At 63.0% G+C, this 25,032-nt stretch carries 24 protein-coding genes; 6 read left to right on the forward strand and 18 right to left on the reverse strand.

Annotation, left to right across the window (positions count from 1 at the left end):
- Nucleotides 1-5: 5 nt before the first annotated feature.
- Nucleotides 6-1,853 carry an ATP-dependent nuclease gene (locus AC0L3B_RS03155; RefSeq protein WP_473379984.1) on the reverse strand — a complete coding sequence of 616 codons (1,848 nt, stop codon included), beginning with the start codon at nt 1,851-1,853 and terminating at the stop codon, nt 6-8.
- A 309-nt stretch (nt 1,854-2,162) separates the two neighbouring features.
- Nucleotides 2,163-3,065 carry a 3'-5' exonuclease gene (locus AC0L3B_RS03160; RefSeq protein WP_473379985.1) on the reverse strand — a complete coding sequence of 301 codons (903 nt, stop codon included), beginning with the start codon at nt 3,063-3,065 and terminating at the stop codon, nt 2,163-2,165.
- A gap of 250 nt (nt 3,066-3,315) precedes the next feature.
- Between AC0L3B_RS03160 and AC0L3B_RS03165 the strand changes: the two genes are divergently transcribed.
- Nucleotides 3,316-3,669, forward strand: coding sequence for a hypothetical protein (locus AC0L3B_RS03165; protein ID WP_473379986.1), 354 nt, complete (start codon nt 3,316-3,318; stop codon nt 3,667-3,669).
- A 60-nt stretch (nt 3,670-3,729) separates the two neighbouring features.
- Entirely contained in the window at nt 3,730-4,239 is a 510-nt protein-coding gene (locus tag AC0L3B_RS03170) for a hypothetical protein (protein WP_473379987.1), read from the forward strand.
- A 47-nt stretch (nt 4,240-4,286) separates the two neighbouring features.
- Here AC0L3B_RS03170 and AC0L3B_RS03175 read toward each other — a convergent pair whose 3' ends face one another.
- The 6 genes from AC0L3B_RS03175 to AC0L3B_RS03200 form a co-directional block, all read right to left on the reverse strand.
- On the reverse strand, nt 4,287-4,496 hold the full coding sequence (locus AC0L3B_RS03175) for a hypothetical protein (protein WP_473379988.1): 210 nt from the start codon (nt 4,494-4,496) through the stop codon (nt 4,287-4,289).
- A gap of 876 nt (nt 4,497-5,372) precedes the next feature.
- On the reverse strand, nt 5,373-5,879 hold the full coding sequence (locus AC0L3B_RS03180; protein ID WP_473379989.1) for a hypothetical protein: 507 nt from the start codon (nt 5,877-5,879) through the stop codon (nt 5,373-5,375).
- Nucleotides 5,880-6,099: 220 nt separating this feature from the next.
- Nucleotides 6,100-6,339 carry a hypothetical protein gene (locus tag AC0L3B_RS03185; protein ID WP_473379990.1) on the reverse strand — a complete coding sequence of 80 codons (240 nt, stop codon included), beginning with the start codon at nt 6,337-6,339 and terminating at the stop codon, nt 6,100-6,102.
- Nucleotides 6,340-6,513: 174 nt separating this feature from the next.
- Nucleotides 6,514-7,230 (reverse strand): SOS response-associated peptidase, encoded by a 717-nt coding sequence (locus AC0L3B_RS03190; protein ID WP_473379991.1) that lies wholly within the window; start codon nt 7,228-7,230, stop codon nt 6,514-6,516.
- Nucleotides 7,231-7,680: a hypothetical protein gene (locus AC0L3B_RS03195; RefSeq protein ID WP_473379992.1), complete on the reverse strand. Its 450-nt coding sequence runs from the start codon at nt 7,678-7,680 to the stop codon at nt 7,231-7,233. It abuts the gene before it with no gap.
- Between the two features lie 30 nt (nt 7,681-7,710).
- Nucleotides 7,711-8,064, reverse strand: coding sequence for a hypothetical protein (locus AC0L3B_RS03200; protein ID WP_473379993.1), 354 nt, complete (start codon nt 8,062-8,064; stop codon nt 7,711-7,713).
- A gap of 188 nt (nt 8,065-8,252) precedes the next feature.
- On the opposite strand from AC0L3B_RS03200, the gene ku reads away from it, so the two are divergent.
- Together ku and AC0L3B_RS03210 are read left to right on the forward strand one after the other, a co-directional pair.
- Nucleotides 8,253-9,179, forward strand: a complete 927-nt coding sequence (ku, locus tag AC0L3B_RS03205; protein WP_473379994.1) for a non-homologous end joining protein Ku — start codon at nt 8,253-8,255, stop codon at nt 9,177-9,179.
- 128 nt (nt 9,180-9,307) lie between these two features.
- Complete coding sequence (locus AC0L3B_RS03210; RefSeq protein WP_473379995.1) at nt 9,308-9,598, forward strand: hypothetical protein; 291 nt, start codon at nt 9,308-9,310, stop codon at nt 9,596-9,598.
- Nucleotides 9,599-9,679: 81 nt separating this feature from the next.
- On the opposite strand, the gene AC0L3B_RS03215 is transcribed toward AC0L3B_RS03210, so the two are convergent.
- Nucleotides 9,680-9,949, reverse strand: coding sequence for a hypothetical protein (locus AC0L3B_RS03215; RefSeq protein ID WP_473379996.1), 270 nt, complete (start codon nt 9,947-9,949; stop codon nt 9,680-9,682).
- Between the two features lie 149 nt (nt 9,950-10,098).
- Nucleotides 10,099-10,395: a hypothetical protein gene (locus AC0L3B_RS03220; protein WP_473379997.1), complete on the reverse strand. Its 297-nt coding sequence runs from the start codon at nt 10,393-10,395 to the stop codon at nt 10,099-10,101.
- 182 nt (nt 10,396-10,577) lie between these two features.
- On the opposite strand from AC0L3B_RS03220, the gene AC0L3B_RS03225 reads away from it, so the two are divergent.
- Complete coding sequence (locus tag AC0L3B_RS03225) at nt 10,578-11,762, forward strand: DUF2235 domain-containing protein (protein WP_473379998.1); 1,185 nt, start codon at nt 10,578-10,580, stop codon at nt 11,760-11,762.
- A gap of 144 nt (nt 11,763-11,906) precedes the next feature.
- Entirely contained in the window at nt 11,907-13,646 is a 1,740-nt protein-coding gene (locus tag AC0L3B_RS03230) for a hypothetical protein (RefSeq protein WP_473379999.1), read from the forward strand.
- On the opposite strand, the gene AC0L3B_RS03235 is transcribed toward AC0L3B_RS03230, so the two are convergent.
- The 8 genes from AC0L3B_RS03235 to AC0L3B_RS03270 form a co-directional block, all read right to left on the reverse strand.
- A complete protein-coding gene (locus AC0L3B_RS03235) occupies nt 13,643-14,152 on the reverse strand; it encodes a Mov34/MPN/PAD-1 family protein (protein ID WP_473380000.1) in 510 nt (169 codons plus the stop codon). The two genes, AC0L3B_RS03230 and AC0L3B_RS03235, sit on opposite strands and share 4 nt — an antisense overlap.
- Nucleotides 14,149-15,876 carry a ThiF family adenylyltransferase gene (locus tag AC0L3B_RS03240; protein ID WP_473380001.1) on the reverse strand — a complete coding sequence of 576 codons (1,728 nt, stop codon included), beginning with the start codon at nt 15,874-15,876 and terminating at the stop codon, nt 14,149-14,151. Before AC0L3B_RS03240 ends, AC0L3B_RS03235 begins: the two co-directional genes overlap by 4 nt.
- Nucleotides 15,873-16,922 carry a cyclic GMP-AMP synthase DncV-like nucleotidyltransferase gene (locus AC0L3B_RS03245; protein ID WP_473380002.1) on the reverse strand — a complete coding sequence of 350 codons (1,050 nt, stop codon included), beginning with the start codon at nt 16,920-16,922 and terminating at the stop codon, nt 15,873-15,875. The genes AC0L3B_RS03240 and AC0L3B_RS03245 overlap by 4 nt, the downstream gene beginning before the upstream one ends.
- On the reverse strand, nt 16,919-18,055 hold the full coding sequence (locus AC0L3B_RS03250) for a patatin-like phospholipase family protein (RefSeq protein WP_473380003.1): 1,137 nt from the start codon (nt 18,053-18,055) through the stop codon (nt 16,919-16,921). Before AC0L3B_RS03250 ends, AC0L3B_RS03245 begins: the two co-directional genes overlap by 4 nt.
- Nucleotides 18,056-18,396: 341 nt before the next feature.
- Nucleotides 18,397-19,728: an AAA family ATPase gene (locus AC0L3B_RS03255; protein WP_473380004.1), complete on the reverse strand. Its 1,332-nt coding sequence runs from the start codon at nt 19,726-19,728 to the stop codon at nt 18,397-18,399.
- Nucleotide 19,729: 1 nt separating this feature from the next.
- Nucleotides 19,730-22,246: an Hsp70 family protein gene (locus tag AC0L3B_RS03260; protein WP_473380130.1), complete on the reverse strand. Its 2,517-nt coding sequence runs from the start codon at nt 22,244-22,246 to the stop codon at nt 19,730-19,732.
- A gap of 2 nt (nt 22,247-22,248) precedes the next feature.
- Entirely contained in the window at nt 22,249-22,596 is a 348-nt protein-coding gene (locus AC0L3B_RS03265; RefSeq protein WP_473380005.1) for a hypothetical protein, read from the reverse strand.
- 37 nt (nt 22,597-22,633) lie between these two features.
- The gene (locus tag AC0L3B_RS03270; protein WP_473380006.1) at nt 22,634-25,006 is read right to left on the reverse strand and encodes a tetratricopeptide repeat protein; all 2,373 of its coding nucleotides are present in this window, start codon (nt 25,004-25,006) and stop codon (nt 22,634-22,636) included.
- Nucleotides 25,007-25,032: the final 26 nt, after the last annotated feature.

Consider the following 25,032-nt stretch of genomic DNA (forward strand, 5'->3'; position numbering starts at 1 on the left):
CCTGTCTACGGGGTGGGCGTCGGCCATGGCGGCGGCGGCCATGAAGGCGACCCGGTCGATGCTGCTGCTGGCGTCGATGGCGGCGCCGGCCATGGTGGCACTGGTGACAGTGCTGATGCCGGCGACGTTGTTTCGCAAACCTCTTTCAGCTTGATACACGCTTCGCGCAGAAATTTCGGCATTTCTGCCTCGTCGCATTGGGCCAGAAAGTCGGCGATCCCCCAATTGCCCTTGGACCACTTGAAATATGCCGTCACGGCTGCGGTGACATTCGGGTAATTCGTATCCTTCAGATGGGGCGGCCAAGCTAGATCGTTCGCGAAGCGCTCCAATGCCGCCTGCGTCGTGTTCTTCAGGATCAGGTCTTCTATGCCCTTCTCTCCATGCATGAAGAGGCATTCGACATGCTGCTCGATGAGAACTTTCGCTTCGTCCGTCTGCTTGTCGCAAATCGCAAAAGTCCGTTTTCCTAGCCCCTTGTAGAGCTTCGCCACGTCGGCAATCTGGCTCTCCGTGCCGGCGTCGATGACGCAGACCCCCAGCGCCTCCACAGACGAGTAGACCTTCGGGTTCAGCTCAGCTAACCGACGGGCTGCCACGGGGAACGACGCCGCTTCGGTCGCGCCTTCCGCGACGAGCACCCGCCTCGACAGGAGTCCTTCGCAGAACCGCGTCCGGAACTCCTGTCGGTATCGCTTGTGCTTCACGCTCTCGGGCAACTCGATCGTCGCCTGAGTCAGCTCTCCACTGTCCGATCTCGAAAGGATGACCGTCTGTTCGAGACCGAACTCCTCCAACACGTAGGGGGAATGCGACGTGAAGATCGCCTGAGCCGAGAGATTTCGGAGTTCATGAACGATGCGTTTCTGCGCATAGGGCGGGATCGCCGTCTCGACCTCTTCCATGGCGAAGATGACGTTCTGCTTGTCCTCGGCAATCTGGGACAGCATCGCGAGGACTAGCATGTTGATCGTGCCAGTACCTTGCCGATAAAATGGCGCGGAATGCTCGCCATCGCCGGTCGCGATGAAGGCCGTGATCACCTTGCGCAGGTGCTCCCTTGTGAGGCTGGATACCTTCAGGTGCGGTTTCGCGCCCCATTCGCGGGGTACGTATTTCTTCAACGAGACGTTTATGCTTTCGAGCACGCCAGAGATCCCGATCTCCGGCTTTTCCGCCACGTTGAATTCAGCCAGCGTGTCTATGGCATCCTCCCACATTCGCGGGCGGATCTCCTTCAGGCGCAGAATGATATCGAGCAGGCTACCGTGTTCGAGACTCAGCGCGCGCGACCCCGTCCTGAGCGAACGCAGAAAAAGGAAGCCGCAGTGCTGCTTGTCCTTCTTAGAGAAGGTGACGGGCGAATCTCCCTCTTCCAAACTTCGCGAGAAATAGGTCGCACCTGTGAAGTCGTCCTCGCCGGGATCGTACGCTCCGAGAAATTTGACGCGAAGCGCCGCGACGATTCCAGCGGCATCCACACCGGCCGGGTCGGCGGTATCGTAGAAGGCTCCGTCCTCCATCTTTAGCCACTCGATGTTGTCGCCGAAGCGCGCCTGTTGCTCGACGGACAAATCCGTGATCGTCACTTCGACGACTATCTTGGGACCGTCCGCAGGCTTGCCTCCCGGCTCCGCCGCCGGGACTGGCAGGTAAAGACCGCGATGGAAATCATGTTCGTCGACCGGCGGGCGGCGGCCGAGACGATCAGGGCCGAGCACAAGGTCGATCGCCTCCAGCAGTGAGGATTTGCCGGTATTGTTGTCGCCGATGAGTACCGCATGATCGCGAAGACGGAGTGTCCCCGAGCGGATTCCGCGAAAATTTTCTACGCTCATGGAATAGATTTTCATCGTCCACGTCTTTCCGCGTAATTGGGCTGCCGGGCTGGAGCTCGACTCCTTCGGGCTGCACTCAAATCACAGAAAAAGCTCAGGTTGTAAACCTTCGCCGCCGTTTGCGGCCGCATATCGTGATTAGCCGGCGAGGTGGTGCAACGACAACAGACGCGGCGAGCATCCGGACACGATGGCGATCGGGATGACTGACCCTGAGGCCGGCCAGCGCTCTACGAGCCGCCGTCGCGCGATCGTACGGTGGACCGCAGGCCGCATCCTGGCTATGCTTAAGTGCTACGAGATCGACCGTTAGTTACGGCTCTTTTAGATCCTGGACGAAAACCGCGTAAAGGCGGTCAGCGTCTGCAGACGCGGCTCCACGTCGCGCAGGAAGATCTCGGTCCGGAGAAACGCGAGTTCGGTGTCCAGCGCGGACTCGCAGACGTCGACGTACCAGGATTTTGGCCGACCGTCCGTGCCGTCGCTCCAGCGATAGCCGCGGCGCTTCAGCGAATCCTTGAGCTCGAACGGCGACTGCTCGGCCCAGATGCGCACCGTCTTCTTCCGCGCCGTCTCCAGCAGGAGCGCGAGCGCCGGCGCGCCCGTCGTCGGTAGGACGAAGTCCAAGATCTCCAGCAGCGCGTGGCAGTCGTCTACCGCCCGGTGAGCCTGGTGGAAGAACCCGGCCCCGTTCAGCAGGTAGCCCAGCTGCCCGCCCGCGAAGCCGTGCGCTCGCCAGTCGACCTCGGTCATGCTGCAGCCCCAGGCCAACCGCTCGAAGATCGGCCAGTATCGCTCGGCAAACCTTCGATCGAATCCACTGTTGTGCGCGATGACCAGGACCACGGAATCATCGACGAAGGCGTTCACAGACGTCTCGTCAATCCTGTGACCCGCCACCATTTCGTCGGTTATGCCGGTGAGCGCCGTTATCTCGGGCGGGATGGACTTGGACGGCTCGTTGAAGGCGGAGAACGTGTCCCTGACACCGACGAAGCGCCCGTCCGACGTGTAGTCGAACTTGACCATGCCGAGCTCGATGAGTTCGTCTTTGCGGTGGTCGAGGCCGGTCGTCTCGGTATCCAGCAGGATGCCGACCTTGGTTTCGCGCGCGAGGGCCGGTGCGGACGAAGGCCGCGGGACGAGGCGCCTGAGCACCCGGTAGTCCGCCGACCGGCTCAACGCCTCGGCCATCGCGGCCAGATCGGTTGTGTCCTGAAGCAGCATCGCTTTTCATCGAGGGGAATGAGCCGATCCGGTGGGCCCGGCAAAGGTGCACTATACCGGGCTGGCCGACGACGGGGCATCTGAAATTCCCACGATTCACGGCGTTTTCGGCTCATGCTGATGCGATTCAGCCAGTTTGCGGCCCGACAACGAGGTCGAAATAGCAGTTGTCGCTTCCTGAGACGGAGACTCTTGGAAAACCATCGCCGGCGAATCCGTCCCCACATCTTCATCGAATGGAGAACTCGCGATGACACCCCGACGCACCGAATTTGCCGCGTTTGCCACCGATCTCGTGGACTTCATCGAGGAGAAGATCCTGGAGGCGCTCACGGACGAAACCTCGCGCCCCGCCGCGATCGCGGAGTCGTTCGGCGGCATCGCGGCGCTGCGGGATCGCCTGACCGAGAACGAGGTCGTCCTGACCCAATTCATGCTGGTGTTCGGGGTCCAGCTTTGCGAGCCGCACGCCACGGCATGGTGGGCGGAGTTAGCTCGCATGGATCGAATGGAGTTCGAGAAGGTTGCCGCCGACCTGGTCGGGTCGCAGGGCGCGCTGGCGATGCTCCGGAAGTTTGCCCGGCTTGCGACCGAGCCGGCCTAACCGGCCGCGACGTCCGGGACCGACTCGGATAGCTTGGGCCTTTACTCTGGACGACGGGCGATGGCCGCCGAACCGAAGCCGACCCGGTCAGCGAAGAAGAAGCGCCGGCGCAAGCCGCGAGAGGAGATCGTCGACTACATCGTGGCGATCGAAGACTGGGACTGGGGTTATTCGTTTTCGCTCAACAGTGAGCGGCAGCCGATCGACCCGTACGACGAATTCCGCCACTTGCAGGTCAAGGGGCGGCTGCTGCGGCCGGCGGGCCAGAAGACCGACAGGGCGGAGATCTCGCTGCTTCCGTCATCCGACCTGGAAGAGGAGCGGCGCAGGGACTTGCAGCCGCTCGCGCTCGGATCGCTCAACGTCACCCAGGACGCAATCCTGGGCAACATCGGCATCCCGCGGGACGCGCTGACGCCGATCCTGCAGATGCTGACCGCCGGCAGGTTCAAGTTCGTCCTGATGCGGGGCACGCGATTTCGGCATCGCAGTGCGAAGGTTCGCAGTCTGCGGCTCGAGACGAAGTTGACCGACGACGATGTGACGCTCGATGACGAGCCGGTGACCTGACCATCGACCCGAGCGCCTGGCCGGCAAATTTCTCCGCCGTCGGCGTATCAGGCCTCGCCGGGACCGGAAAAGATCGAGGTCGGAGGCGTCGTGCGCGGTACCGGTAGCGGTCGCTCGCCGAAGTTAGCTGGGCGCGGGCCGCCCTTTGCGTCGTACCGTTTGGCGAGATCCAGGAGGCGGCGCCGGGTGAACGGATCGGCCTTTTCGGCAATGCCTCGGACTCGCTGGGCGAGGCCCCGATAGAATTCCTGCTCCATGACGCACCCCCGCAACATCACTGATGGCGAGAGTTCAGTACATCCACGCCGAATGAGTCAAGACGCAGGGGCGCTGCCGACCAATTTTTGACGTGACGCTTGAGCCCCGCAGGCCTGTAGCACTAGGATGGTAGCGCAGGGGAATTCAAATGGCAGTGCTCTCTCCGATCCGGAAAGCGTGCCCGGCGTGCGGCAAGCCGATGGCGGCAGTGCACGACGATGATACCGCGAGCCGATTGCGCTACGTCTGTAAAGTTTGTGACCAAGATCCGCTGCACGATCCGACTGCGCGGAGGTGGGCGGATGGTCCGCTGAAACCCCCAGCGGGGTAGCGCGATGGCAACGCGCGCTAACAAATTGATCAGCGCTTATACGGAGGACGGGGTGCTACTTGGCAGATGCGTCATTGGGCTGCTTTTCCTTCTCGTTCTCTCCAGTCCGAGTCGGTCAGCGCAAATCGCACCAGACGACGTTCACGTCGTAGATGGCGATACGATTCGTGTCTATCATGATCGCCCGGACGTTCGTCTTGTGGGGTTCAACGCTCCAGAAACGCGACGGGCCAAGTGTCCCGAAGAGCGTAAGATCGGCGACGAAGCCACGAGGCGGCTGCGGGAAATCGTGCGCTCGCAACCATTAGACTTCGACTTCGTGGACTGTTCATGCCCTCCGGGAACCGAAGGAACGATGGCGTGCAACTTCGGACGTTCGTGTGGGGTTCTGAAGGCGGCTGGGCGAGACGTTGGGCAAATTCTGATCACTGAGAACCTGGCTGTCCCCTTCCAATGCAGTCCGACTCGATGCCCTAAGACACCGAAGCCATGGTGTGAACGGCCGCGCAACTAAAGCCGTTCGCCGGTGCTCAATAGCCCTCCGTTAGTTCGTTGGCTTCGGTCCCGCGCGCTCCGAGGGAGGCCGTAAGATCATCCAGTAACATTTGCCCGTTGAAGCTTTGCGGTCGATGCAGGCTATGTCTTCGTCGCGCTCGACGACGGTCACGTTCGCAGGCACTTTCAGAGTAAGGAAGTCGTCCTCCATGCCGTAGGGCGAAAACGGGATGACCCTGATGCAAGTCTTGTTAGCGTCGTATTCGAAGAAGCGATCCTGATTTACGTCGTAAAAAGGCCTAGTGTATGGAAGGGTCACACGGCCGTCCTTCTGCTGCCAGCGCAGAGGTCGCTTTGCAGCCGCCCGGACAAATTCCTTGTCCAAACAGGCCATGTCATTTTCCGCAAGTCTCAGCGTTTCTCCGCCTGACCCGTTTGCCTCACGCTTCGAGGCTATCGACCAGCGTCCGATCACGATCCCTGCCCCAAGCAACACCAGAACGAGGATCCAGCCTGCGTGCTTCGGGATTTGAAGTCGGCCGCGGCGTTCAATCATCGTCTTCCTTTCGGTGCGGCAAGTCCGAATTTGTACCGTGGTGTTCGCGAAGGAACGGCTTGCCGCGCGGTACGCTGAAAAGCCGAAATCGCCGCCGCAGTGGGCGGGTGGCTTGATACATCGCGTTGCCGCAGCGGCCGAGTCCTGGAAGCAGCAGCGACGGCCTCAACGGTCGTCGCCGTATAAAGGTCGGCTGGAGGCTTCCACGCCGTCTTTAAGGTTAGAGAACCGACCCCACAGCTGAGAGTACGTCCTTCGCCTTCACGTACCCATTCTTGATCGCGAAGGCTATCATCTCCGGCAAGGCCTCGGCTGGGAATTCGCCGCCGCGAGCGGCCTGGCCGTTCGAATTGAACCAGGTGAACTTGATCGCCGGATCGCTATCGTCCCAGGATGACAAGCCACCCCTGATCTCGCAGGTTGGACGTGCCACGCTGGTCTGAGAGTGTTGGACTTGCATCGCTATCTCCTTGATCTGATGCCTGGGCAAGGACTGTTGGCCCAGCATATACGGTGCAAGCTGGGATTTCCCTTCAGAGCGTCTTCGGCCCTAGCAGAACTCGCATACCGAGGCTTCCAGGCGGCTCTTTCGTGGCTCACGGGAAGGCCAGCGATGACGAGTGGCTGCACAACGCTAGGGGGCGGGATCTTCCTTCACGCCGCGAGCGACGATCCGGAGTGTCCCGTCCGGAAGGGGCCGCTGCAGCTTCAGGGCTTCCTCGGCGGGCGCGGTCATCCATATCTCGACCTCGTCGGGCGTCGTCAGGACCACGGGCATCGCCTTTGGATGGATGGCGCCGACCTCGGCGTTCGGCTCCGTCGTCAGGAATGCATAAAGGTCGTTGGTGGTCTCGCCTTCCTTGACCTTCCTGACCGACGTCCAGTTGGTCCAGATGCCGGCGAAGCAGAGGAGCGGGCGGGTCTCGTCGATCGCGAACCAGATGTCTCCGCCCTCGGCCTTGTTGAACTCGCTGAAGCTGTTGAACGGCACCACACAGCGGTTCTCGACGCCGAGCCAGCGCGTCCAATGCTTCGACTTCACGTTCCGGATGTTGGTGGTTCCAGAATCCGGCTCCATCCGGAGCAACTCCTTGAAGTCGACGGTCTTGCCCTTGGCCTGCAGCTTCTCGGCGCGCTTCTTCGTGGCGTCCATCAGGGCCTTCGACGACGACGGCATGCCCCAACGGGCAAGCGCGAGTTCGCGGCCGTCGTTGCCGCTCCGGACGATCGGCGCCTTGTAGTCGGGAAACACGCCGGGCAACGGCGGAAGGTTGCCGACGTACCGGTTGACGACGCGAAACAGCGAGCTGATGGCGGCCTGGTTGGTGGTGATCGAGTAGAGGTTACACATTCAGGCTTCCAGATCCGGATGGCGGGCTCGTTGCGACAGCTGTAGCAGCATCGCCGGCGGGCGGCGATTGGCCTTGGCGCATTTGCTGCAGCGGAGGCGGCTCGCCAGGTCGTGGACGAACGTGGTCGGCGGGTGTCGCAGCGCGGCCATGTCGACGTCCCGCTTGGCCCTGCAGCGCGAGCACTCGATCTCCAGCCAGGGGTATCCGCCGCTGATGGCCTGATCGACCGTGGGCGAGGGATCTATAGGTCCGCCGTCGGCCCACATGCGCTCGTTCCATGACTCGCAGAGCAACTTGTCGGCTTGGCGGAGGAGCGCCTCGCCCTTGGCTCGGGCCTCGGCGGACTGCGCGGCCAGAATGGTCGTCATCGCTCGGGCCTTGCCAAGCTCCTTGGCGAGCGCCTTGCGGTCCCCTCCGGAGAGCGGCGTCGGGTGGTGCTTCGGTGCCATGGCGGCATCCAGTCTCGGCCGCGCCGGCCGCTAGTCGAATGCGGGCCAGCAGCCGTCTTCCTCATGCAGTCCCGTCCGCTGCGTGCAGGTGTTGTCCAGCAGCCGCTGGCCGACCTCACGCCAGAGCGCGTCCCGACCGTAGAGGCGGGTCGCATCGACCTTCTGGATCTCCACGGTCCTGCCGCAGCGGCGGCATCCCACCCGCAGGAGATGTTGAGAAATCTGGCTCAGGCGCTGCGGCCCGGCGGGGGCGGGCCGGGTTTCGGCTCGCGTGTCATCCAGGAGTGCCTGCCAGTATTCCGGCGGGAGCTCGTCTGCCGGTCCTACGGCCGGCGCTGGCGAGGGTTTCTGGCCGATCGCGGGTGAGGAGGCGAGTTTCTGCATCTGTCGCTGGGTGGGGAAGCGCCAACTGGCGGAATGGTTTGCCATGATCGCAGAGAACATAACAAGAACACGACCGGAGTCGAGTCCTCGGCGACGAGGAATGTCGGGGACGACGGCCGGACCTGTCGGAACCGGCCGCCTCCGTTCGTCTTGAATCCAAGTCCCCGTAGCTGGAGCGTTGCGTACCCATGGCCCCCCGCGCGAACTGGAAAGGCTTTTTGAGGCTCTCCCTGGTCACCTGTCCGGTCGCGCTCTACCCGGCGACCTCGGAGAGCGAGAAGATCTCCTTCAACCAGCTGAACCGTCAGACCGGGCACCGGATCAAGTACCTGAAGGTAGACGCTGACACCGGCGACGAGGTGCCCAACGAGGACATCGTCAAGGGCTACGAACTCGAGAAGGGCCAGTACATCGAGGTCTCGAAGGAGGAGCTCGAGGAAATCGCGCTGGAGTCGACGCGCACCATCGAGATCGACGAGTTCGTCGATAAGGCCGACATCGACCCGCGCTACCTGATCCGCCCCTACTACATCCGCCCCGACGGCAAGGTCGGCCATGACGCCTTCGCGGTGATCCGCGAGACCATCCGCGAGATGGACAAGGTCGCGATCGGGCGGGTGGTGCTGACCAACCGCGAGCACATCATCGCGCTCGAGCCGATGGACAAGGGTCTCGTCGGCACGCTGCTGCGCTATCCTTATGAAGTGCGCAGCGAACACGAATACTTCGACGAGATCCAGGACGTCAAAGTGACCAAGGACATGCTCGATCTCGCCAGGCACATCGTGAACCAGAAGGCCGGCAACTTCGAGCCGGAAAAGTTCGAAGACCACTATGAGACCGCCCTGATCGAGCTCATCAACCAGAAACGCGCCGGAAAGCCGATCACGCCCAAGGACAAGCCCGCGGCGACGAACGTCGTCAACCTGATGGAGGCGCTGCGGCGGAGTGTTGGACAGGAAGCCGCGCCGGCGAAATCAGGCAAGCCAGCCAAGAAGCCGAAGAAGGCATCGGCGGGCCAGAAGGAGATGCTGATGCCGATCGTTGGCAAGAAGCCGGCGAAGGAAGAGGCCGCGAAGAAGCCGTCGACGGGGGCGCGTCGGAGGTCGGCTTGAGCGGCGCACCGGCGTCCTGCTTGGCGGTCCCGGTCCACTCTCTATTGATCGGTCGGCGCCTACGGAGCAAGACAATCGTGACTGACGCATCGTCCGTCTGAGCCCACCGTTGTCCTCGGATTCCTCTGATGAAGAAGCTTCTCTTTGCCGCCGCGGCCCTGATCTCGTACCCCGCCATCTCGTGCGCCTCCTACACCGAGTGCACCGTGCCGAAGGAAACGGAACTGGCGAACCGGCCGGGCGGGCAGACCGAGCCGCGCTGGTTGCCGATCGAGAAGGGCCAGAAGGTCGCGATCCGCGACACGTATCGGGACTGGGTCTTCGTCGTCCACTTCGACAAGGATTCGGGAGGTTCCGTGTACGGCTGGGTCAAGCGCGACGACCTGGCCAATTGTCGGGCGAAGGACGGCACGCCGTAGCGCGTGGCAACAGGCCGTGCTGGCATGGGAGAAAATCGCCCGCGTGCGCTCGCCCGCCGGTACCGGCTCCGAGGCAGCGGCCTAGTCGGAACCGGGCGGACACTCGGGGCAGGTGTCGCCAATCGAACCCAGGACATCGCGAACCTCGGCGACGGCCTCGTCCGGAGACAAGCCCTCCGGCGGGTCCTGCTTTGCAAAGGCCAACGCGTGCTCGCGCGCGTGCGGATCAGCCCGGTCCTTCACCCAGCCGTGCTCCTCGCATTCGTGGATGGCGCCCGCCTCCTGCAGAACGTGGATGGCCCAGCCGCGCAGCGTTCGAATGGCCTTTGGTCTTTCCTTCGTCGTCAGCATAGCGAAACGCTCCTGCCGGGACGAATCCATCCGCCCGCCTGCTCGTTCCGGGCGGTTAGCACGGGTCAGGGATTCGCGAACCGCAGTGCTTGAGCTTTTCCCCCTGTTCCGCTTCCGCTGCGGGGAACGTAGCAGCCGGGTCACTCAGTCTACATGTAAAAGCGATACCGAGGATCAGGCGTCGTGCCATCCGGCACGTACTTGAGGATGTCACCGACCTGTCTCGCCGCCTTCAACGTGATCGGTAGCGCACCGTCGAACTGCGTGCCGTTCCAATTCATCTTTGTCAAAGCCAGCGTCTCCTTGAGCAGTAGATTCCAGTCCGGCGTGTCTCGGCGCTGCGCGTGCAGTAATAGCGGGTTGGGAACGTAGAGACCCGGGTACGTCCGGAAAAAGTCAACGCTGCCGCGTGTGTAAAGGACGGCCTGGGCATCGTCGAGCCGCATCGCCGTCCCCCGCAGAGGCGGGTAGACAGGAAACTCCCTCTCCACAGGAAACTGTTGCAGCCAGGCTGGCAATGAACGCGATCGCCGCCGAAGTTGAGGCGCTACGCTGTCCGGAGCAGGCTCGCCAACCGCCGCAACCATAGGTATATTAAGGCGCATTTGGCAACAAAAAGGCATTGAAAATGGTTGGCGAATTGGCGGGCGATCAGCCCCGCAAGCGAATTGCCGTATTCCTCGATGGGACATGGAATACCACGAACGACAATACGAATGTCTGGCGACTGCGAGCGCTTACGGCGCCGGTCGGCGCCGATCAGGTCAAGCAGTCGATCTACTACAATGCCGGCCTTGGAACGCAGGTCGGTAGCAAAGTGCGCGGCGGGATGTTTGGCGTCGGAATAGACGACATCCTTGTCGAGACCTATCAGTGGCTCGTCGAAACCTACAACGACGGGGACGACATTTTCATCTTCGGCTTCTCCCGCGGGTCCTACACTGCGCGCAGTCTGTCCGGCTTCGTCTCTCGCTGCGGGGTTTTAAAGCCGGGAGGGCCGCTTTCGATTAGACAGCTCTATGATCGTTACCGGCAGGGACTGACGGTCCCATCGATCGAGCGTCTCCTCAACCATCCACCGAAGAACCCGACGTTGGAGGAGGAGTGGCTTGTCCGCTACTCTCGCTTCGTGAATATAAAGTTTTTGGGGGTCTTCGACACAGTAGGATCCCTGGGCGTTCCCGTGGGCGTTAGTCGCTTCAAGAAAAGCCACTCGTTCCTCAACACCAGCCTTCGGACACCGAATATCGCAGCGGCGCACGCGCTCGCGATCGACGAGCACCGTCCGGATTTCGCTCCTACGCTATGGACCAGAAGCGTGCCCAAGGACCCGACTGCGGATCAACCGCGGGCTCCGCGTTCGCTGGCAGAGGCGGAGCAGCGCTGGTTTGTTGGAGCACACGCTAACGTCGGCGGCGGTTACTCGAACGACCTGCTGTCGCAGCGGCCGTTCGCCTGGATGATGAAGCGTGCCGCTGCGCAGGGACTATCGTTCCGCAGCGATGTCGACCAATTCTCTCCGACGATCCGTTCACCTGTTATCGATTCCTACGGGAGCTTCCTAGGCGGCTTCTACCGGTTTGTTCAGCGCAAATATAAACGTCCAATCGGACCCGACCCAACCGACAACGGCGCCGCCGTGGAAAGTACGATCAACGAGACGATCGACAGTTCGGTTTTCGAACGCTGGCAAAGTGACGAGACGTACAGGCCCGAAAATCTCTCACTCTGGGCCCGTCTAAAGAACGCGGATTTGGCCAAGCTTTCCGGGTCGGTGCGCGCAGACGATCTATCGCAAGTACCGAAGTATTGACCGAATGTCGCGAGTTGAAGGGAAAATTTGCGGCCCCATATCTTGGCAGCGGCACTGATCCGGAGAGCCGAGGCCGATCGGAGGGCCGAGTTCTGAGGCGGACGGACAAGCGGTCACACGGCCTTCGCGGATCGGGAGCGGCGAATGACACCTATCGACCAATTCATGTGGCCGTACCAAGACTCGTTCAGAGAGGGCGTCCAGCATCTGGCCCGAAGTGTTTTAGGAGACATCGGCTTCCAAGATGGAGCAGCTACCGTTTTCCTGGTTGGGTTGGCCGCTCCGGGCCACCAAGGGCGCCATGCGGTTTGCATCGAGCCGGAGGATGGCCCTTGGAAGCAGGAAATCTTCGGTACGCTCTCTGCGGATGTCGAGCGCGCCATCCCAACCGATCCGATGCAGCGTATGCACTACGACGATCGGGCTACGATGCGCGACAAACCTGAGAACATTCGGCGGAACGTCATCACGAAGGAGATTGGGCGCCGTTTGAAAGTCGAGGATGAACGCACTGGCACGCGCAGCTTCTGCTCGCACGCCACCAAGTACGGAGATTTCTACATCGTCGCCGTTCTCCAAGTTCCGGAACGCGGCCTCAGGTCACTACCAACGATCCGTTACCGATGGCAGGATCAGGTTGGCGAAACGAGTCTGGTCCTTGAGTGCATAAGGGAGATATTGGCTCAGGCGGTACAGGAGTTGTCGAGACCGCATCCGGAGCCCGGCCGGGGAATAGGCGACCGTAATCGTCTGGTTGCGAAGGAAATCGCCGATAGGGCCGCACGTCTTCTGATGCGCACGCCGTTCATCGACGGTGACTACGCCAATTGGGGGCTGTTCGAGTCGATCGAAGAAGTTTCGAAGCTGATGTACGAGGGGACGGTCGGCACCGGAAGGATCATCTTGGCCGCAGATAACGACCCGAGTCTGCACTACATGTTGAAGCTGTCGTCGCCCGTTTTGCTGAATGAGACGCGCTGGTTAAGAAAACTGCTGCAGATGGCCACCCGAGAGACCGCGCTGATCTGCGGATATGCGAAGGCGTTCGGCCTTGGTTCGGTTTCCGACGTGGGCGCGCCGCACTTCTCGATCGATTTTACGGGCCGTCATCAGTGGGATCTGCGCCGGGGCGATCGCATATTCATGAGGGTGAAGGATGGCCAGCCGCGACTGCCGCAAGACCCCATCCAGGTCGAACGGTTCGAGGAAAACATGCGCCGCATCTTTCCCGGGATCGCGGATTCTTCGATCGCGCTGGCTCGCAACGTCATGGACCTGCTCTTCAAGATGGGGCGCGGTAGCACAATCGTGTTCGCGGCTGATGCTGCTGACGAGGCCAAGCGGCTGGAATCCCAAGGCACCCGGATCCAGCCCGCCGCGATTAACAAGGAATTCCTGGAGCGGGCAAGCTCCATCGACGGTGCGATGATCGCCGATCCGAACGGCGTCTGCCACGCGATCGGCGTGATCCTCGACGGAAACGCGACGCCGAAATGCACTCCTGCGCGCGGCGGTCGCTACAACTCGGCGGTCCGCTACGTCGGCAACGGTTCGACCGGCAGGCAGGCTCTCGTCCTCTCGGACGATGGCACATTGGACGTTGTTCCTCTCCTCAGACCGCAGATCGACGGCGACGTTCTGGAACGGGCGGTCGAAGCGTTGGGTTCGGCGTCGATCGACAACTACCATCAGACGAGAAATTTTCTCGAGGAGAATCGTTTCTATCTGAGTGCGGATCAGTGCCGACGGGTGAACGAAGCGCTCGATAGGATCGAACGCGGGGTTGCCGAAGTCGGACGCATCGTTTGGTCGACCAGCAAGTTCAAACCCGATCCCGAGATGAACGACGGCTACCTCAAGAACAAGCGGGACCGCGGCGGTTAGGCGCCCTCGGGGTCGCAGCAGGCGAGAAGCGCCAATTCCTTCGGCTCGGATCTTGTCCCGTCAATGGAATGGAACGAGACCCAGAGTCCTTGTGGGAAAGGTTTTCGACCCACGATGAGGAGAAGGAAGCCCGGCAGGTGATGCGTTGATCGCCGGACGACCTCCGCGATGCTTGATAGATCGTCGGACGAGGGGGACGGCACGTCTTCAGGATGCGTGTGCCAGTCGCCGACGTAATCGAGCCCCAATTCGTGGTGCCGGAATATCTCTTCCTGCTCCGAGGCCCGATGTGGCCGGAAGGAGAATCGTCCTCGGCTGTCGCGAGACCTTGGTCCGGTCGCGACGGCAATCTCCCAATCATGGCCGCGAACCCGCGCGAAAAGCTGTCCGCCGGCCTCGCGGTGGTAGAAGCGACGCTGACGATGCGCGTCGAATGTCGCGAGCGCCTGCGATGCTATCCTGACCGAAATACGGTCGACTTTGAGCTGCAGGACCGGCTCGCTCACGAGAATGTCCAGTCGTGTTCGTAGGGCCCGCCCATATCGTCCGGCTGACCGCGCGATGCCGCCCAACCCGACGCAACGGATGCGTCGGCTTCGCGGAAGGCGGCTGCGTCCGCGAGCCACGATCGCCACAGCGGCTCGGCTACGATCCCGCGCAAGGCATCGATCGCGAGCCTGGCGACAAGGGCTTGAGCGTTGGCGAGTTCGACCGCCCCGAACGGCGTCGAGACGCCCCCGCACTCGGCCGGCGGCGGCTTGCCGCCCGCGACGACGGACAGCCGAAATTGCCCCTGATCGTCGAAGCCGTCGGCGAATTTCGCCCCAGAGTTTCCGATCAGGACGGCATGTGCCGCCAACGCGTGCGGCTCCATCCAGCCGTAGACGGCGACGGCATCCTGTCCGGGCCGCGTCAGCGCATTCTCCACCGACGCGTCGGCCGCCCACTCGCCCGTGCAGGAGATGATCAGGTCTGCAGCCTCGATGGCTTCTGCATGTTCGCGCGTAAAAGTGGCGAACGTGGAAACATAACCCTCCACGAATCCGATCGTCGGCAAGCTCGCGCGGATTCTGTCGGCCAACGACTTCGCTTTGCCTGTGCCGACCGCCAGGGCGCCGAGTTCGTGTCTGCCGATATTTTCCCAGCCGAGGTCTTCGGGGTCGACGAGCCGCAGGTGCCCGACGCCGGCTTGCGCGAGCATCCGTGCTACGCCGGACCCCAGAGCGCCACAGCCTGCGATGATCACCTTGGCGGCCGCCAGCTGTTGCTGAGTTCCTCCTGGCAGGCGCGAGGCTGACGAATCCGTCCGCTGCGTCGCGACGCGATCGAGCCTGAAGCGCCCGAAGACGGTCCTGGCGGTATCCTTGGATGGGTCGATGCTTTTGCGCATGCTCCGCCGGTTCAGCGGTTTGCCTCCGCGGTCCAAGGGCCGGCGAAGGTACATCGCGGCGTAATGCTCGCGTCCGGACGGACCTTTGCCTGCCAGGACGACGACCGCTTCTTTGGGAGAGTTGCTCATCAACCGCGTCAGGAGGTCAACACCGTCTTGGGATCGAGCTTCGACCAAAGCCCAGAGTTCTTCCGCGGTGTCCGGATAGCGGGCGGGAGCCGGAAGAGGATCGATGGCGATGACCGGCGTTTCCTTGAATGACTTCGGTACCGCTCCGGTCAGGTTCTTCCAGACCCTTACCGCTTCCGCCTGGCCGGAAAAGACAAGCATCCCCCGCCCCGTCATCAAGGCTCGACCGAGGATGGTCTTGCCGGCTCCGAGGGGGCCAGGCATGACTTCGACGCGGATGTCGGAGCGGGTCACCCATGACAGCCAATAAAGGCCGAAATCGTCGCGGAAGTCGTCCTCGTGCTTCCTGGTCTCGTTGTCCGCCAGCAGTTGGATGGCGTCTGCGATCGCAGCCTGGACGGTCCGGAGCCGGTCGCCTGGCACCGCCTTGGTCGCAAGACACAGCTTGCCGTCCTTTTCGACGTGCGGCTCAGCCTTCGCGCGCAAATACCCTACGAGGTAGACCCGCGCGACGCTGAAGGGAAAGTCTGCGTCGACCTGGATCTCGAGTTCGCGATCCCGCCACCGCAATCGCCAGCCTTCGACCATGCGGGGCCGCAGCGAGCCGACGGGTATGCGCCCGAGAAATTCGTCGCCGAGTCCGGTGAACCAGGCATCCAGCCCCGGATCGCCGGAGCCGACCACGGTCGTCGCATTATGCGGAAGGCTCACGCTTGGCGGTTCTCCTTCGCATAGCGGCTCTCGCCCCGCTTGATCACGGCGGGCCCGCTCGCCTTCTCGACCTTGGACTTCTTGGAGGGGTCGGGCTGCTTGGAGAACCAGTCGGTGAAGAACAGCGCGTCCCAAGCCTTCATCGCGTTGTCATGGGTGCAGTCGAGCCTATCGAGTACCTCGAGGTGCTTGAGGTTCTCGTCGATCTTTTCCTTCAGGAAGGCGGTCTTCGCATCGCCGGATTCGGCCAGGTTCTCGTTCAGCACCGGATGCCGCACGGCGACGTTCAGTGCCAGTTGCAGACTGATGCCCTTCAAAGTCTGCCGGAACGACCTGTCGTCGCGCCCGTCGTCGCGCGAAAAGTGGTCGCAGCACAATTTGGAGATGGTGAAGCCGCTCGCAATATCGTCCGTCCACGTCCAGCGGCTGCGGGCGAACGCCTTGACCATGCGGACGATCCGCACGAACTGGCCCTCGTTGCCATCGGTGGAAGCGTCGGGGGATTTGCTGGTGTTGGCATCTTTGAACCACTGGGTGTTCGCCAGCGGATCGGACTCTCTCCACTTGTCGCCGGCGGCGATCTCGAACCACTTCTTCTCGACGCCGGTGAACGGATCCGTCTTGCGGTTCTCGCGGTAGACCGGCACATCGACGTGGTAGCCTTCGGACTTGTAGTAGACCCGCACGCAATTGTTGCGCGCTTCGGGCTGGTCGGCGAAGCGATTGTCCTGCAGCGCGTCGCTGACCATCTTCCTCGCGTCCTCGGGCGACTTGTCCTGTCCTTGGTCGTCCTTGAGCTTGTCGCGCTTGAAGTAGACGCCGTCGTCGACATCGTAGTCGTTGCGATCGTGCTGGATCATCGTCTTCATCGCGTAGGAGCCTTGCGTGCGCGAGCCGATGGCCTTGGGGCTTCCGTTGCGGTCGAGCCCGTTCCGAAGTCGGTCGCGGTTGGTTTTGGCTTTGCCGAAGATGTCGGCGCGATCGTCCTTCGACATGCGCACCGCCGCGCGTTCGAAGCCCTCCACCTGTTCGTCGCAGTCCTTCACGTCGTCGCCTCCATCTTCACGCCGGTACTCGGCATCGCCGGCAGACTCATCATTAGGGCCTTCACCATCCGTCCGTCGGAATTGTTCGGATCGTCGCAGGCGCTCTTGGCGAGATCGGCATCGATGCTCGCCTGCTGGATCAGACGACGGACGGCCTCCGGTCGCGCGTCGTCGAGTGCCAGGAATTTCATCGTGTCAGCCGACACGTCCTTCTTCGGGAAGCGTACCCTAGCGACCGGGCGTCCGAGCTCCGTCAACGTGTTGCCGATGAAGCGGGCCATGTTGTCGAAGGCGAACTCCTGTGCCGAAATGCTGAGCCCCGCCGCTTCAGCGCCCATCTTCCAGCCGAGGATCGACCGGTGCACCTTGCGCGGGGTAATGTACTCGCCCTCCGGTCGCGAACAGGTACCGAGAGAATAGATCTCGATCGGCGCCCCCTTCGGAGCGGATTGCAGCGCATCGACAAGACCGACCATGATCGGATTGTTCGCCCAGAGGCCTCCGTCGGCGAACACCTGCGCCACGCCATGCTCGTTGTTGGGATCGTTGACGGCGGCAAGCGAGCGGAAAATCGGGGCCGCGCTGGATGCCATGCAGACGTCCACCAGCTTGTAGAAGTCGTCACGGACGCCGCTGCCCGCCGTTTTCTTGAAAACCCAGGAGCGATGGCTGCTCATGAGGACAGCGGGTATCGAGAGCGAGATGCCGCGCTTTTGGAAGACGTCGAGCATCGTGGTGGTGCCCAGCACCTCCGAGAGTGCTCCGCGTAAAGCCGCATCGCCGCGTTCGACGTAGTACGAGCCGACGAATATGCGGTGCAACGCCGAAAGGCTGCCCTTGATCCGATGCGGGAAGATGTTGCGACCCCGATGGCGATAAAGGTCGACGATCCCGCTCATGGGGCGCCCGACCGCCAGCGCGCACGCGACGATAGCTCCGGTGCTGGTCCCGGTGATCAGATCGAATCCTTTGCCGAGATCGAGAGATTCGGCGCCACGGATGCGAGCGAACTGCGTGACGAGGCGGTCGAGGAAGGCCGCGGTATAGACGCCGCGCATGCCGCCGCCGTCCAGGCTCAACACCCTGTAAGGTTTGGTTTCGGCCGATGCCTGCGCTTCTACGATTCCGTCCACTTGTGGATCTTCCCGTCCGTTTCAAATTCCAATTTTCACGCTTCGTTCGACTCGCGGCGCAATACTGGTGAAGCTGCTCGCCCGAGGGGCGTTCAGCGGATCGCGTTCGACGTCGGACCGGAAGTCGCAAGCCTGGCAGCAAACACCGGGCGGTCTGGCGGTATTCCGAAAGCTTCAATAAAACTGGTGGTTGAGATGGCGAGCACTTCGCGGGACCGCAAGAGCGATGCAGGCTATTTTTCCTGCGGAGACCACGATTCCTTTCGTTGACTTTCGGGGAATCGACACCTCCAGCAAATCGCTCCTACCGACGCCAAGCGAACAGTTTCGCCTCATGTCGATCAGTCGGTTGCGGTGGTGCCCATGGCTCTCAGGCGGCTCAAGGCTTCGCGCATGGAAGCTGCGTCGATGCGGTCTCGTTGGGCCCGCGCCGTCAGCCGAGCCGCTTCGTTTACGACCCAAGCGGCGTCGCTCATCGGGCGCCCCGCCAGCGCCTGGCTGGTTCGGGATAAATCCACCACATCATGCGGCCGCTCCTTCAGCATGCCCTTGAGGGCAAGCTCGACTTCCTCCTTGGTGGGATAGTCGACGAGCACCGAGTGGTCGAACCGACCGGTTCTCAAGACGGCAGGATCGAGCGCCTCCTTCCTGTTCGTCGTCGCCAGAACCAGGACGCCGTTCTTGGCGGCCGCTTCGATCATTCTGAGTATTTCGGTTAGTTCCTCGACCTTGTGGTCCTGGGACATCGGCCCCCGCGCGGAGGCCACGGCGTCGATTTCCTCGAGCACGAGCAGCGACGGTGCGCTGCGCTTGGCCTGTTCGAAGGCGTGCCGCATCGCGACCGTCGTCTGATGGATGAAGGGGCTTCCCACCTCCCCGAGATCCAGCCGAAAGGTAGGCCGCCGCAGCGCCGCGACCAGGGTATCGACCGCGTGGGTCTTCCCCGATCCGGGCGGTCCGTAGAGCAGAATACCGTTCGGCAGCTGCACCCTGAGCGCCTGGTACCTGTCGGGATCGGCGCTCGGCTCGATGACGTACTCGCGAAAGAACGCCTCGAGAGCCGGGCGACCGGGCAGGGCGAAAGCTTCGGGGGCGACCGGCTCCGCGAGCTCGGAGACGTCCAGAGCAGCGAGGAAGAAGGCGATGTCGTCGGAAGAGACCCAAGGATTGGCGCCACGTACCGATCCGACGTCGAGGGCGGATGCCTGCGAAGCCGTAAGTATCTGCGCGGCGACCTGCCTCATGTCTTCCGTACCGTCGGCATCCTTCACCGGCAGGCACACCTCCAGCGCTGGCAGAAACAAGGCGCTCGCCACTTCGGCTCGCGGAGCGCGCCGGCGCATGCCTGAAATCGCCTCGCCCAGGGCCCTGACGTCGCTTGTCGTGGGCAGCCCGAACCGCTTGGGCCAGTGCAGCGTCTGCACGGGCTCGGAGGACTTGGCCAGCATCATGGTCATGAAGCGGCGGCCGCCGAACTCGAACTCGGCGAACTTCGAGGCAAGGTCGATCCTAGCGGCGTCTTCCGCGGCCGGTTCCCCGCCGGCGAGAACGAGGATGAGGCCGTCGCCCGCCTGCTCCTGCAGCACCTGATAGCCGGGTCCTTCCGCCCGCAGCCTGCCGACCGTGCCGGATACGAGCTTGTGACCGATCGGAAACCAAGGAAAGCCGGACATGCTACTTCATGAGGCCGGCGAGAGCCGCGCTGGCCGCGTTTTTGGCGCTGGTCGGTATCTGGTTCTCTAGAATTCGCCCGATGGTCCGGCGCAATCCGTCCAGATCGCTTCGGTCGATGCAGGCCTGTCCGTCGGCGACCAGCCTCTCGTGCAGCGCTTTGTCGATGGCCAGGTGGCGTTCGCGGGAGAAGGCGAGGAACAGGTCGACCTGAAAGCCGGGATGCTCCTTGGCTCCGTTGATGAAGATGGCGAACATTTCGGAGTGCGACTTCCGCGCGTCGTCGGGCCGACCATGGCGGAGCGCCTCCCGAACCTGCGCGAGCAAGGCGTCGAACCGATCGTTCGTGGATTTGGCAGCGTGGGATCGGACGATGGAATCGTAGTCCTGGGCCAGACGATCAGTCTCTTCCGTCAGGACGCCGCCCACGTTTTCGGGGCGGTTCTTGATTCGGGAGATTTCCTGCCTGATGGCACGGCCTTCCTCGGCGATCGATCGTCGCGTGTCCGCTTCGAAGGAGGTCCTCAGGTTCTCGCGTTGTTCGTCCAGCCGCCGGTTCAGTTCCTCGGTCTCGGCGCTGCGCTTCGCACCGAGGGCGCGCTCGAGTTCTTCGAGTTCGGTCGCGGTCGTGTCGAGGACGGAGTTGGCGAGCTCCTCGCCTTCGTGACCTTCGAAGCTCTTTCTGGCCCCGTGATCGGTGAACATCTTGCCGGTGTCGAAGCGGCGGCCGATCGAGGGCACTTCGAGCGCGCAGTTCAGGAGACCGTTCTCGTCGAGATTCCAGTGCACGCGGACGACGTCGCCGCGACGGATGATGTCACCGATCTCCAGCTGAGAGCCCTCGACGCGGAAGCTACCGACATGGAGATTGAGGGCCGGATCGGACACGCCCGTTTCCATCTGGTAGACCTCGAAATCGAGGCCGGCCTTGTCTCCGCCCTTCAGATCGTTCGCGGCCCGGTAGCTCTCGGTGCCGCTCGCCGGAATCGACTGTCCCTTCGCCACGAGTTCGTGGAGCGTGTTCTTGGGGATGCCGCCTTCGTCGGCGACCACCTTGACGGCGATCGTGTGGGTGATCGGCGTGCCTGAGGACGATGCGTCCGTGCGCTTCACGACAAGCCTGGTTTCGGCCTCCTGCACGGGATTGCCGGACCGGTCGAACACCATTACCCGGAACTCGTTGTCGCCCCGGCGCGCGACGGGCACGTCGTTGACGGAGGTCGTTCCGTCGAGAGGCAGCTGCCCGCTGGTCCAACCCATGTCGCTGTCGATCTGGAGCCGATAGCCTTTGCCTTGCGCTTCCGGCTGCGGCCTGACCCGGATCCGGATCCGCGCATCCGAGGTCCGCTCCGGATACCCGTATTCGATCTTGACGGCGCCGCCCGCCTTGGCCGTCGCCCTGGTCGGTTTGGCGGTCACCGCTTCGCCGGACCAGTCGCGGCTCTCGGCGAAGATCGCGGCACCGAACGCGACCGCGGTCATCGGATCGGAATCGAGGTCTCCGGCGATCCCCAGTTGTTCCGGCACGCGCGAACGAACGATGGGCATGCGGGTCGGACCGCCGATGAACACGACGCGATCGATGTCGCCGCTCTGGTAGCCGTTCTCCTTGAGCAGCTTCCGGCACGCATCGATCGACCGGTCAACCTGATCGGAGACCAGATCCTCGAGCTGCCGTCGGTCGAACGGAATGTCGAGGTAGATTTCCTTCCCGGCCAGGTCGCGGGACGACAGTTGGGTTTCATCGGCGGAAATGCGCGTGGAGGGCTGCGCCGACAGGGCCGCGATCCGGAGCACGCGCTGATAGGTCGGATCCTTCTGCAGGTCCTCCGGGAGGTCGAACTGGTCCATGAGCCACGGCCGCACGATCTCGTTGACGACCCGGCGGTCGAAGTCGGTGCCGCCGAGCATGTTGATGCCGCCGTGACCCACGACGTTGATCGTGCCGCCGACGCTCTGCACGATGGCGACATCGAAGGTGCCGCCTCCGAGATCGTAGACCAGGAATTGGCCGTCCTTCAGCGCCGAGTTGCGTCGCTGGCGATCGGCGATCGACGCCATCGCGGCCGCGATCGGTTCCTGGACCAGGCCGACGCGCCCGATGCCGGCGGCCTGCGCCGCCCGCATCGTCGCTTCGCACTGCATCTGGTTGAACGCCGCCGGGATCGTGATGACGGTGCCCTCCAGATCGAACTGACCTGCCGCCAACTTGGCCTGTGCCAGCAGCGTCCTGAGCACTTCGGCGCTCGCCTCCTCGGCGCTCATCGAGCGGTCCGCGCTCTTGAATTCGATCGGGCTCGAGGTGCCCATGAGACGCTTGAACTTCTTGCCCACGTTCTCCGGGGAGAAGGCATCCTGCTCGTAGGCCCGCTGTCCGACGAACATTCCGCCGCGGCGATCGATCATGATCGCGCTCGGAAGCACGTCGGATCCGTCCACGGTCTTATAGAGCCGCAATTCCCGACCGTCGTTGCCGACGATGGCCGAATTGGACGTCCCCAGATCGATGCCGAGATACATGCTCACTCCTTGCTCGCCAGATAGACCTTGCCCATCAGGACGGGACGCATGTCCGCGATGACGGCGGGCTCGATGGTACGGGCGACAACCACGTCGGTGCGTCCCTGAAACTCGTCCCCGTTGACGGGAGATACCGGCAGGTTGACTTCGAAGTCCATCCCGTCGAACGACTGAACGGACATCTTCCGGTCTCGAAGAAGCTCGTCGAGGCGGTCCGCCGCGTAGCGCCCCTGCGAGGCGTATCTCTCGCGCCGCTCTTCCGGAACGCTGTCGAGTGCCCGCTCAAGCACGCGCAGAAGCTTCCAATACTCGACCGCGAGCCGCGCCATCGTATCTCCGCCGTCCGTCATGACCGACCCTCGTTCGCGCGCGTTGTTTCCTGCGCCCTCATCGCCGCGTCGCCGGCGGACCCGACGGTCGCCATGACGCCGCGAGAGCACGTCCCTCGGATTCCAGCGAATACCGCTTGCCGATCAGCTCGGTATCGACGGCATCCTTGTCGCTCTGCCGGAAGCGATAGTCGCTGCAGCGCGAATTGTAATCGTCCACCACCGTGCTGAAGCGCTGGCTCTGCACGCCGGCCTGGATGAGGGGTCGGGCGGCCTCGATCCGCACGCGCTGGAATGCGCAGTAGCGGATGTTCGCGCGGGTCAGCGCCAGACCGGTGCCGACCGACGGCATCGTCTCGCTGGTATCGAATGTTTCCGCTCTCTGCGGAGGCGCGGCGGTCGTCTGAGACGGTGCCGGCGTCTGCGGCCAGGTTTGCGCATTGGAATAGGATGGCGGCGGCCGGTATTGGGTCGTCTGCGGTCCCGGGCTACTTCCGCCGTTGGCCAGGATGGCCCAGAGCCCGCCGCCCCCGATCACGATGCCCCAGAACCACATGACGCGGGTATTGGCCTTCCGCTTGGCGGCCGCGGCATCCCGAATGGTCCTCACGGCACTCAAGTTCTCTTCGTCGGTCTCGAGCGTGAGGAGCCTCTCCGCGAGCTGCTCCGTGTCCTTCCACTTTTGGGCCTTCAGATTCTTGGTCAAGTCGTTCTCGACGAGGATCTTGCGGGCGGCGCGCTGGTCCTCCCGGAGAATCGTGAGCATGTCCGACGAAGGCGGCTTGTGCATCGCGTGGTCGAGAAGTCCCTGGATGATCCTGTCCGCAGCTTGCGGAGACGACGAGTCATTGTTCAGCGAAATAGCAATGGAACGGACGAGGCGCCATGGCGCATCCGAGAACGGCAACTTGGAGGTCGCATCGACGGCGGCTGCGAACTTGTCGAAGATGGATCTCACGCTTCCGACCGACCCGCGGCCGAAACCGCCCTTGAGCAATTCGCCTTCGATCGTGCGGTGCGAATTGTTGGCCTGCTCGCACGCCTGCAGCAGCGGCGTGAGCAGATCGTCGGCCAGCTTGTCGTTGCGCAGTTCGGTCAGTTGTTTCGTGTCTTCCGCCATCTGGTCTGCGGCGCGGGGCAGGTGGCCGAACACACCGGACGCGATGTCAACGACCTTTTCCGCGCCTTCGAACTCGCGTTGGTCGTTGGAAAGATCGAGCGCGAGCTGCCGGACGGTCCCGTACATCTCACGGGTGGTGGCGTCTTCGCGCTGTCGGTGGTTTTCATAGGTCTGGATGGGTCGAACCAGCGCCATCCAGAAGCGCAGCACGCTTTCGAGCTTGCGGTAGGCGGCATCCGGTTTCGGATTCTTGCGTATCTCGTCGCAGGCCGCGACGATGGCCTCGCTCCGTTTGGAGAGTTCGGAAGCGACGGTCTGGCGGAACATCGAGACGTATACGTCCAGCCTGAAGACCGCCGCGCTGTCCCCGCCGGCGGCGATCCTCGAGACGAATAGATCGAAGAGAGCCACCGCCGCGTCGCCCATGCCCAGGGCCTCGACCACGGCCTTGGTCTGCCGGTCCAGCAGCTTGGAGAGCGCATCGGTGACGACGTCGCGGTCCACGCGGCCTAAGGCGATCTCCTGGCGCACATCGTTGATGGCGTCGCACACGGCGCCGGGTGCGACGGCTGCCTGCGCCTCGATCAGATCACAGAGGTGATCGAGGCCGAGCGAAGCTGCAGAACCATAATGGGCGATGACGTTCGATCGCGGCAGGGAATGGAGGCGCGTCAGACGTTCCTTGATCTCGCCGATCGGCCTGCCGGCGCGGATGTCGGACACGATCTGGGCCGCCAGGCTCGGATCGACATCGAGGAAGCCGCCGACTTCGGCTTCGATCCGCAGCCTCGGCGTCAGGAGTGTCTGCTGCGCGCGCATCAGGACGTCCGGCTCGTCCACCTCGTCCTCGATCGCGTCTTCGTACGCTTCCTTGACGGCTGCGGGGTCGGCGTCGGGCGACAGGCCGAGGAGGACGAAGGGATTCTTGAGCAGGTTGAAGTCGCCCCCCGCGATCGGCCCGCTGCTGCGACCCTCCGACAGCACGCGTTCGCGATGGGAGCGGAACAGGATCGCGTCGCGGGGGGCGAGCCGGATCGCCTCGTCGAAGTCGCGGAGCGCGCGATCACGATCGCCTTTCTTTTCCCAAACCAGCGCCCTGAGGCCATACGCGTGACCGTCGCCGGGCGCGAGCATCAGCGCTCGCTCCAGATCCACCAGTGCCTCGTCGTACCTGCGGCAGCGTGCCTTGAGGAGACCTCGACGGCGATGCGCCTTGGCATCGCCCGGATCGCGGGAAATGGCGGCCGAGAGCTCGACGATTTCCGCGTCGAGGTCGGTTTGGGTTTGCGTTTCTGCGCCAGGTGATGACATCGACCGACTCGAAATGCCGTCCTTTC

The sequence above is a fragment of the Bradyrhizobium sp. Kon56 genome (assembly GCF_055807635.1).

Bases quoted from the DNA above. Each gene is read 5' to 3' on its own strand.
- AC0L3B_RS03225 (WP_473379998.1), top strand. From the start codon at position 10,578: ATGGTTGGCGAATTGGCGGGCGATCAGCCCCGCAAGCGAATTGCCGTA.
- AC0L3B_RS03170 (WP_473379987.1), top strand. From the start codon at position 3,730: ATGGCCGCCGAACCGAAGCCGACCCGGTCAGCGAAGAAGAAGCGCCGG.
- AC0L3B_RS03265 (WP_473380005.1), bottom strand. From the start codon at position 22,596: ATGACGGACGGCGGAGATACGATGGCGCGGCTCGCGGTCGAGTATTGG.
- AC0L3B_RS03260 (WP_473380130.1), bottom strand. From the start codon at position 22,246: ATGTATCTCGGCATCGATCTGGGGACGTCCAATTCGGCCATCGTCGGC.
- AC0L3B_RS03210 (WP_473379995.1), top strand. From the start codon at position 9,308: ATGAAGAAGCTTCTCTTTGCCGCCGCGGCCCTGATCTCGTACCCCGCC.
- AC0L3B_RS03190 (WP_473379991.1), bottom strand. From the start codon at position 7,230: ATGTGTAACCTCTACTCGATCACCACCAACCAGGCCGCCATCAGCTCG.
- AC0L3B_RS03255 (WP_473380004.1), bottom strand. From the start codon at position 19,728: ATGTCCGGCTTTCCTTGGTTTCCGATCGGTCACAAGCTCGTATCCGGC.
- AC0L3B_RS03185 (WP_473379990.1), bottom strand. From the start codon at position 6,339: ATGCAAGTCCAACACTCTCAGACCAGCGTGGCACGTCCAACCTGCGAG.
- AC0L3B_RS03195 (WP_473379992.1), bottom strand. From the start codon at position 7,680: ATGGCACCGAAGCACCACCCGACGCCGCTCTCCGGAGGGGACCGCAAG.
- AC0L3B_RS03230 (WP_473379999.1), top strand. From the start codon at position 11,907: ATGACACCTATCGACCAATTCATGTGGCCGTACCAAGACTCGTTCAGA.
- AC0L3B_RS03175 (WP_473379988.1), bottom strand. From the start codon at position 4,496: ATGGAGCAGGAATTCTATCGGGGCCTCGCCCAGCGAGTCCGAGGCATT.
- AC0L3B_RS03215 (WP_473379996.1), bottom strand. From the start codon at position 9,949: ATGCTGACGACGAAGGAAAGACCAAAGGCCATTCGAACGCTGCGCGGC.
- AC0L3B_RS03200 (WP_473379993.1), bottom strand. From the start codon at position 8,064: ATGCAGAAACTCGCCTCCTCACCCGCGATCGGCCAGAAACCCTCGCCA.
- AC0L3B_RS03270 (WP_473380006.1), bottom strand. From the start codon at position 25,006: ATGTCATCACCTGGCGCAGAAACGCAAACCCAAACCGACCTCGACGCG.
- AC0L3B_RS03165 (WP_473379986.1), top strand. From the start codon at position 3,316: ATGACACCCCGACGCACCGAATTTGCCGCGTTTGCCACCGATCTCGTG.
- AC0L3B_RS03160 (WP_473379985.1), bottom strand. From the start codon at position 3,065: ATGCTGCTTCAGGACACAACCGATCTGGCCGCGATGGCCGAGGCGTTG.
- AC0L3B_RS03220 (WP_473379997.1), bottom strand. From the start codon at position 10,395: ATGCGGCTCGACGATGCCCAGGCCGTCCTTTACACACGCGGCAGCGTT.
- AC0L3B_RS03155 (WP_473379984.1), bottom strand. From the start codon at position 1,853: ATGAAAATCTATTCCATGAGCGTAGAAAATTTTCGCGGAATCCGCTCG.
- AC0L3B_RS03180 (WP_473379989.1), bottom strand. From the start codon at position 5,879: ATGATTGAACGCCGCGGCCGACTTCAAATCCCGAAGCACGCAGGCTGG.
- ku (WP_473379994.1), top strand. From the start codon at position 8,253: ATGGCCCCCCGCGCGAACTGGAAAGGCTTTTTGAGGCTCTCCCTGGTC.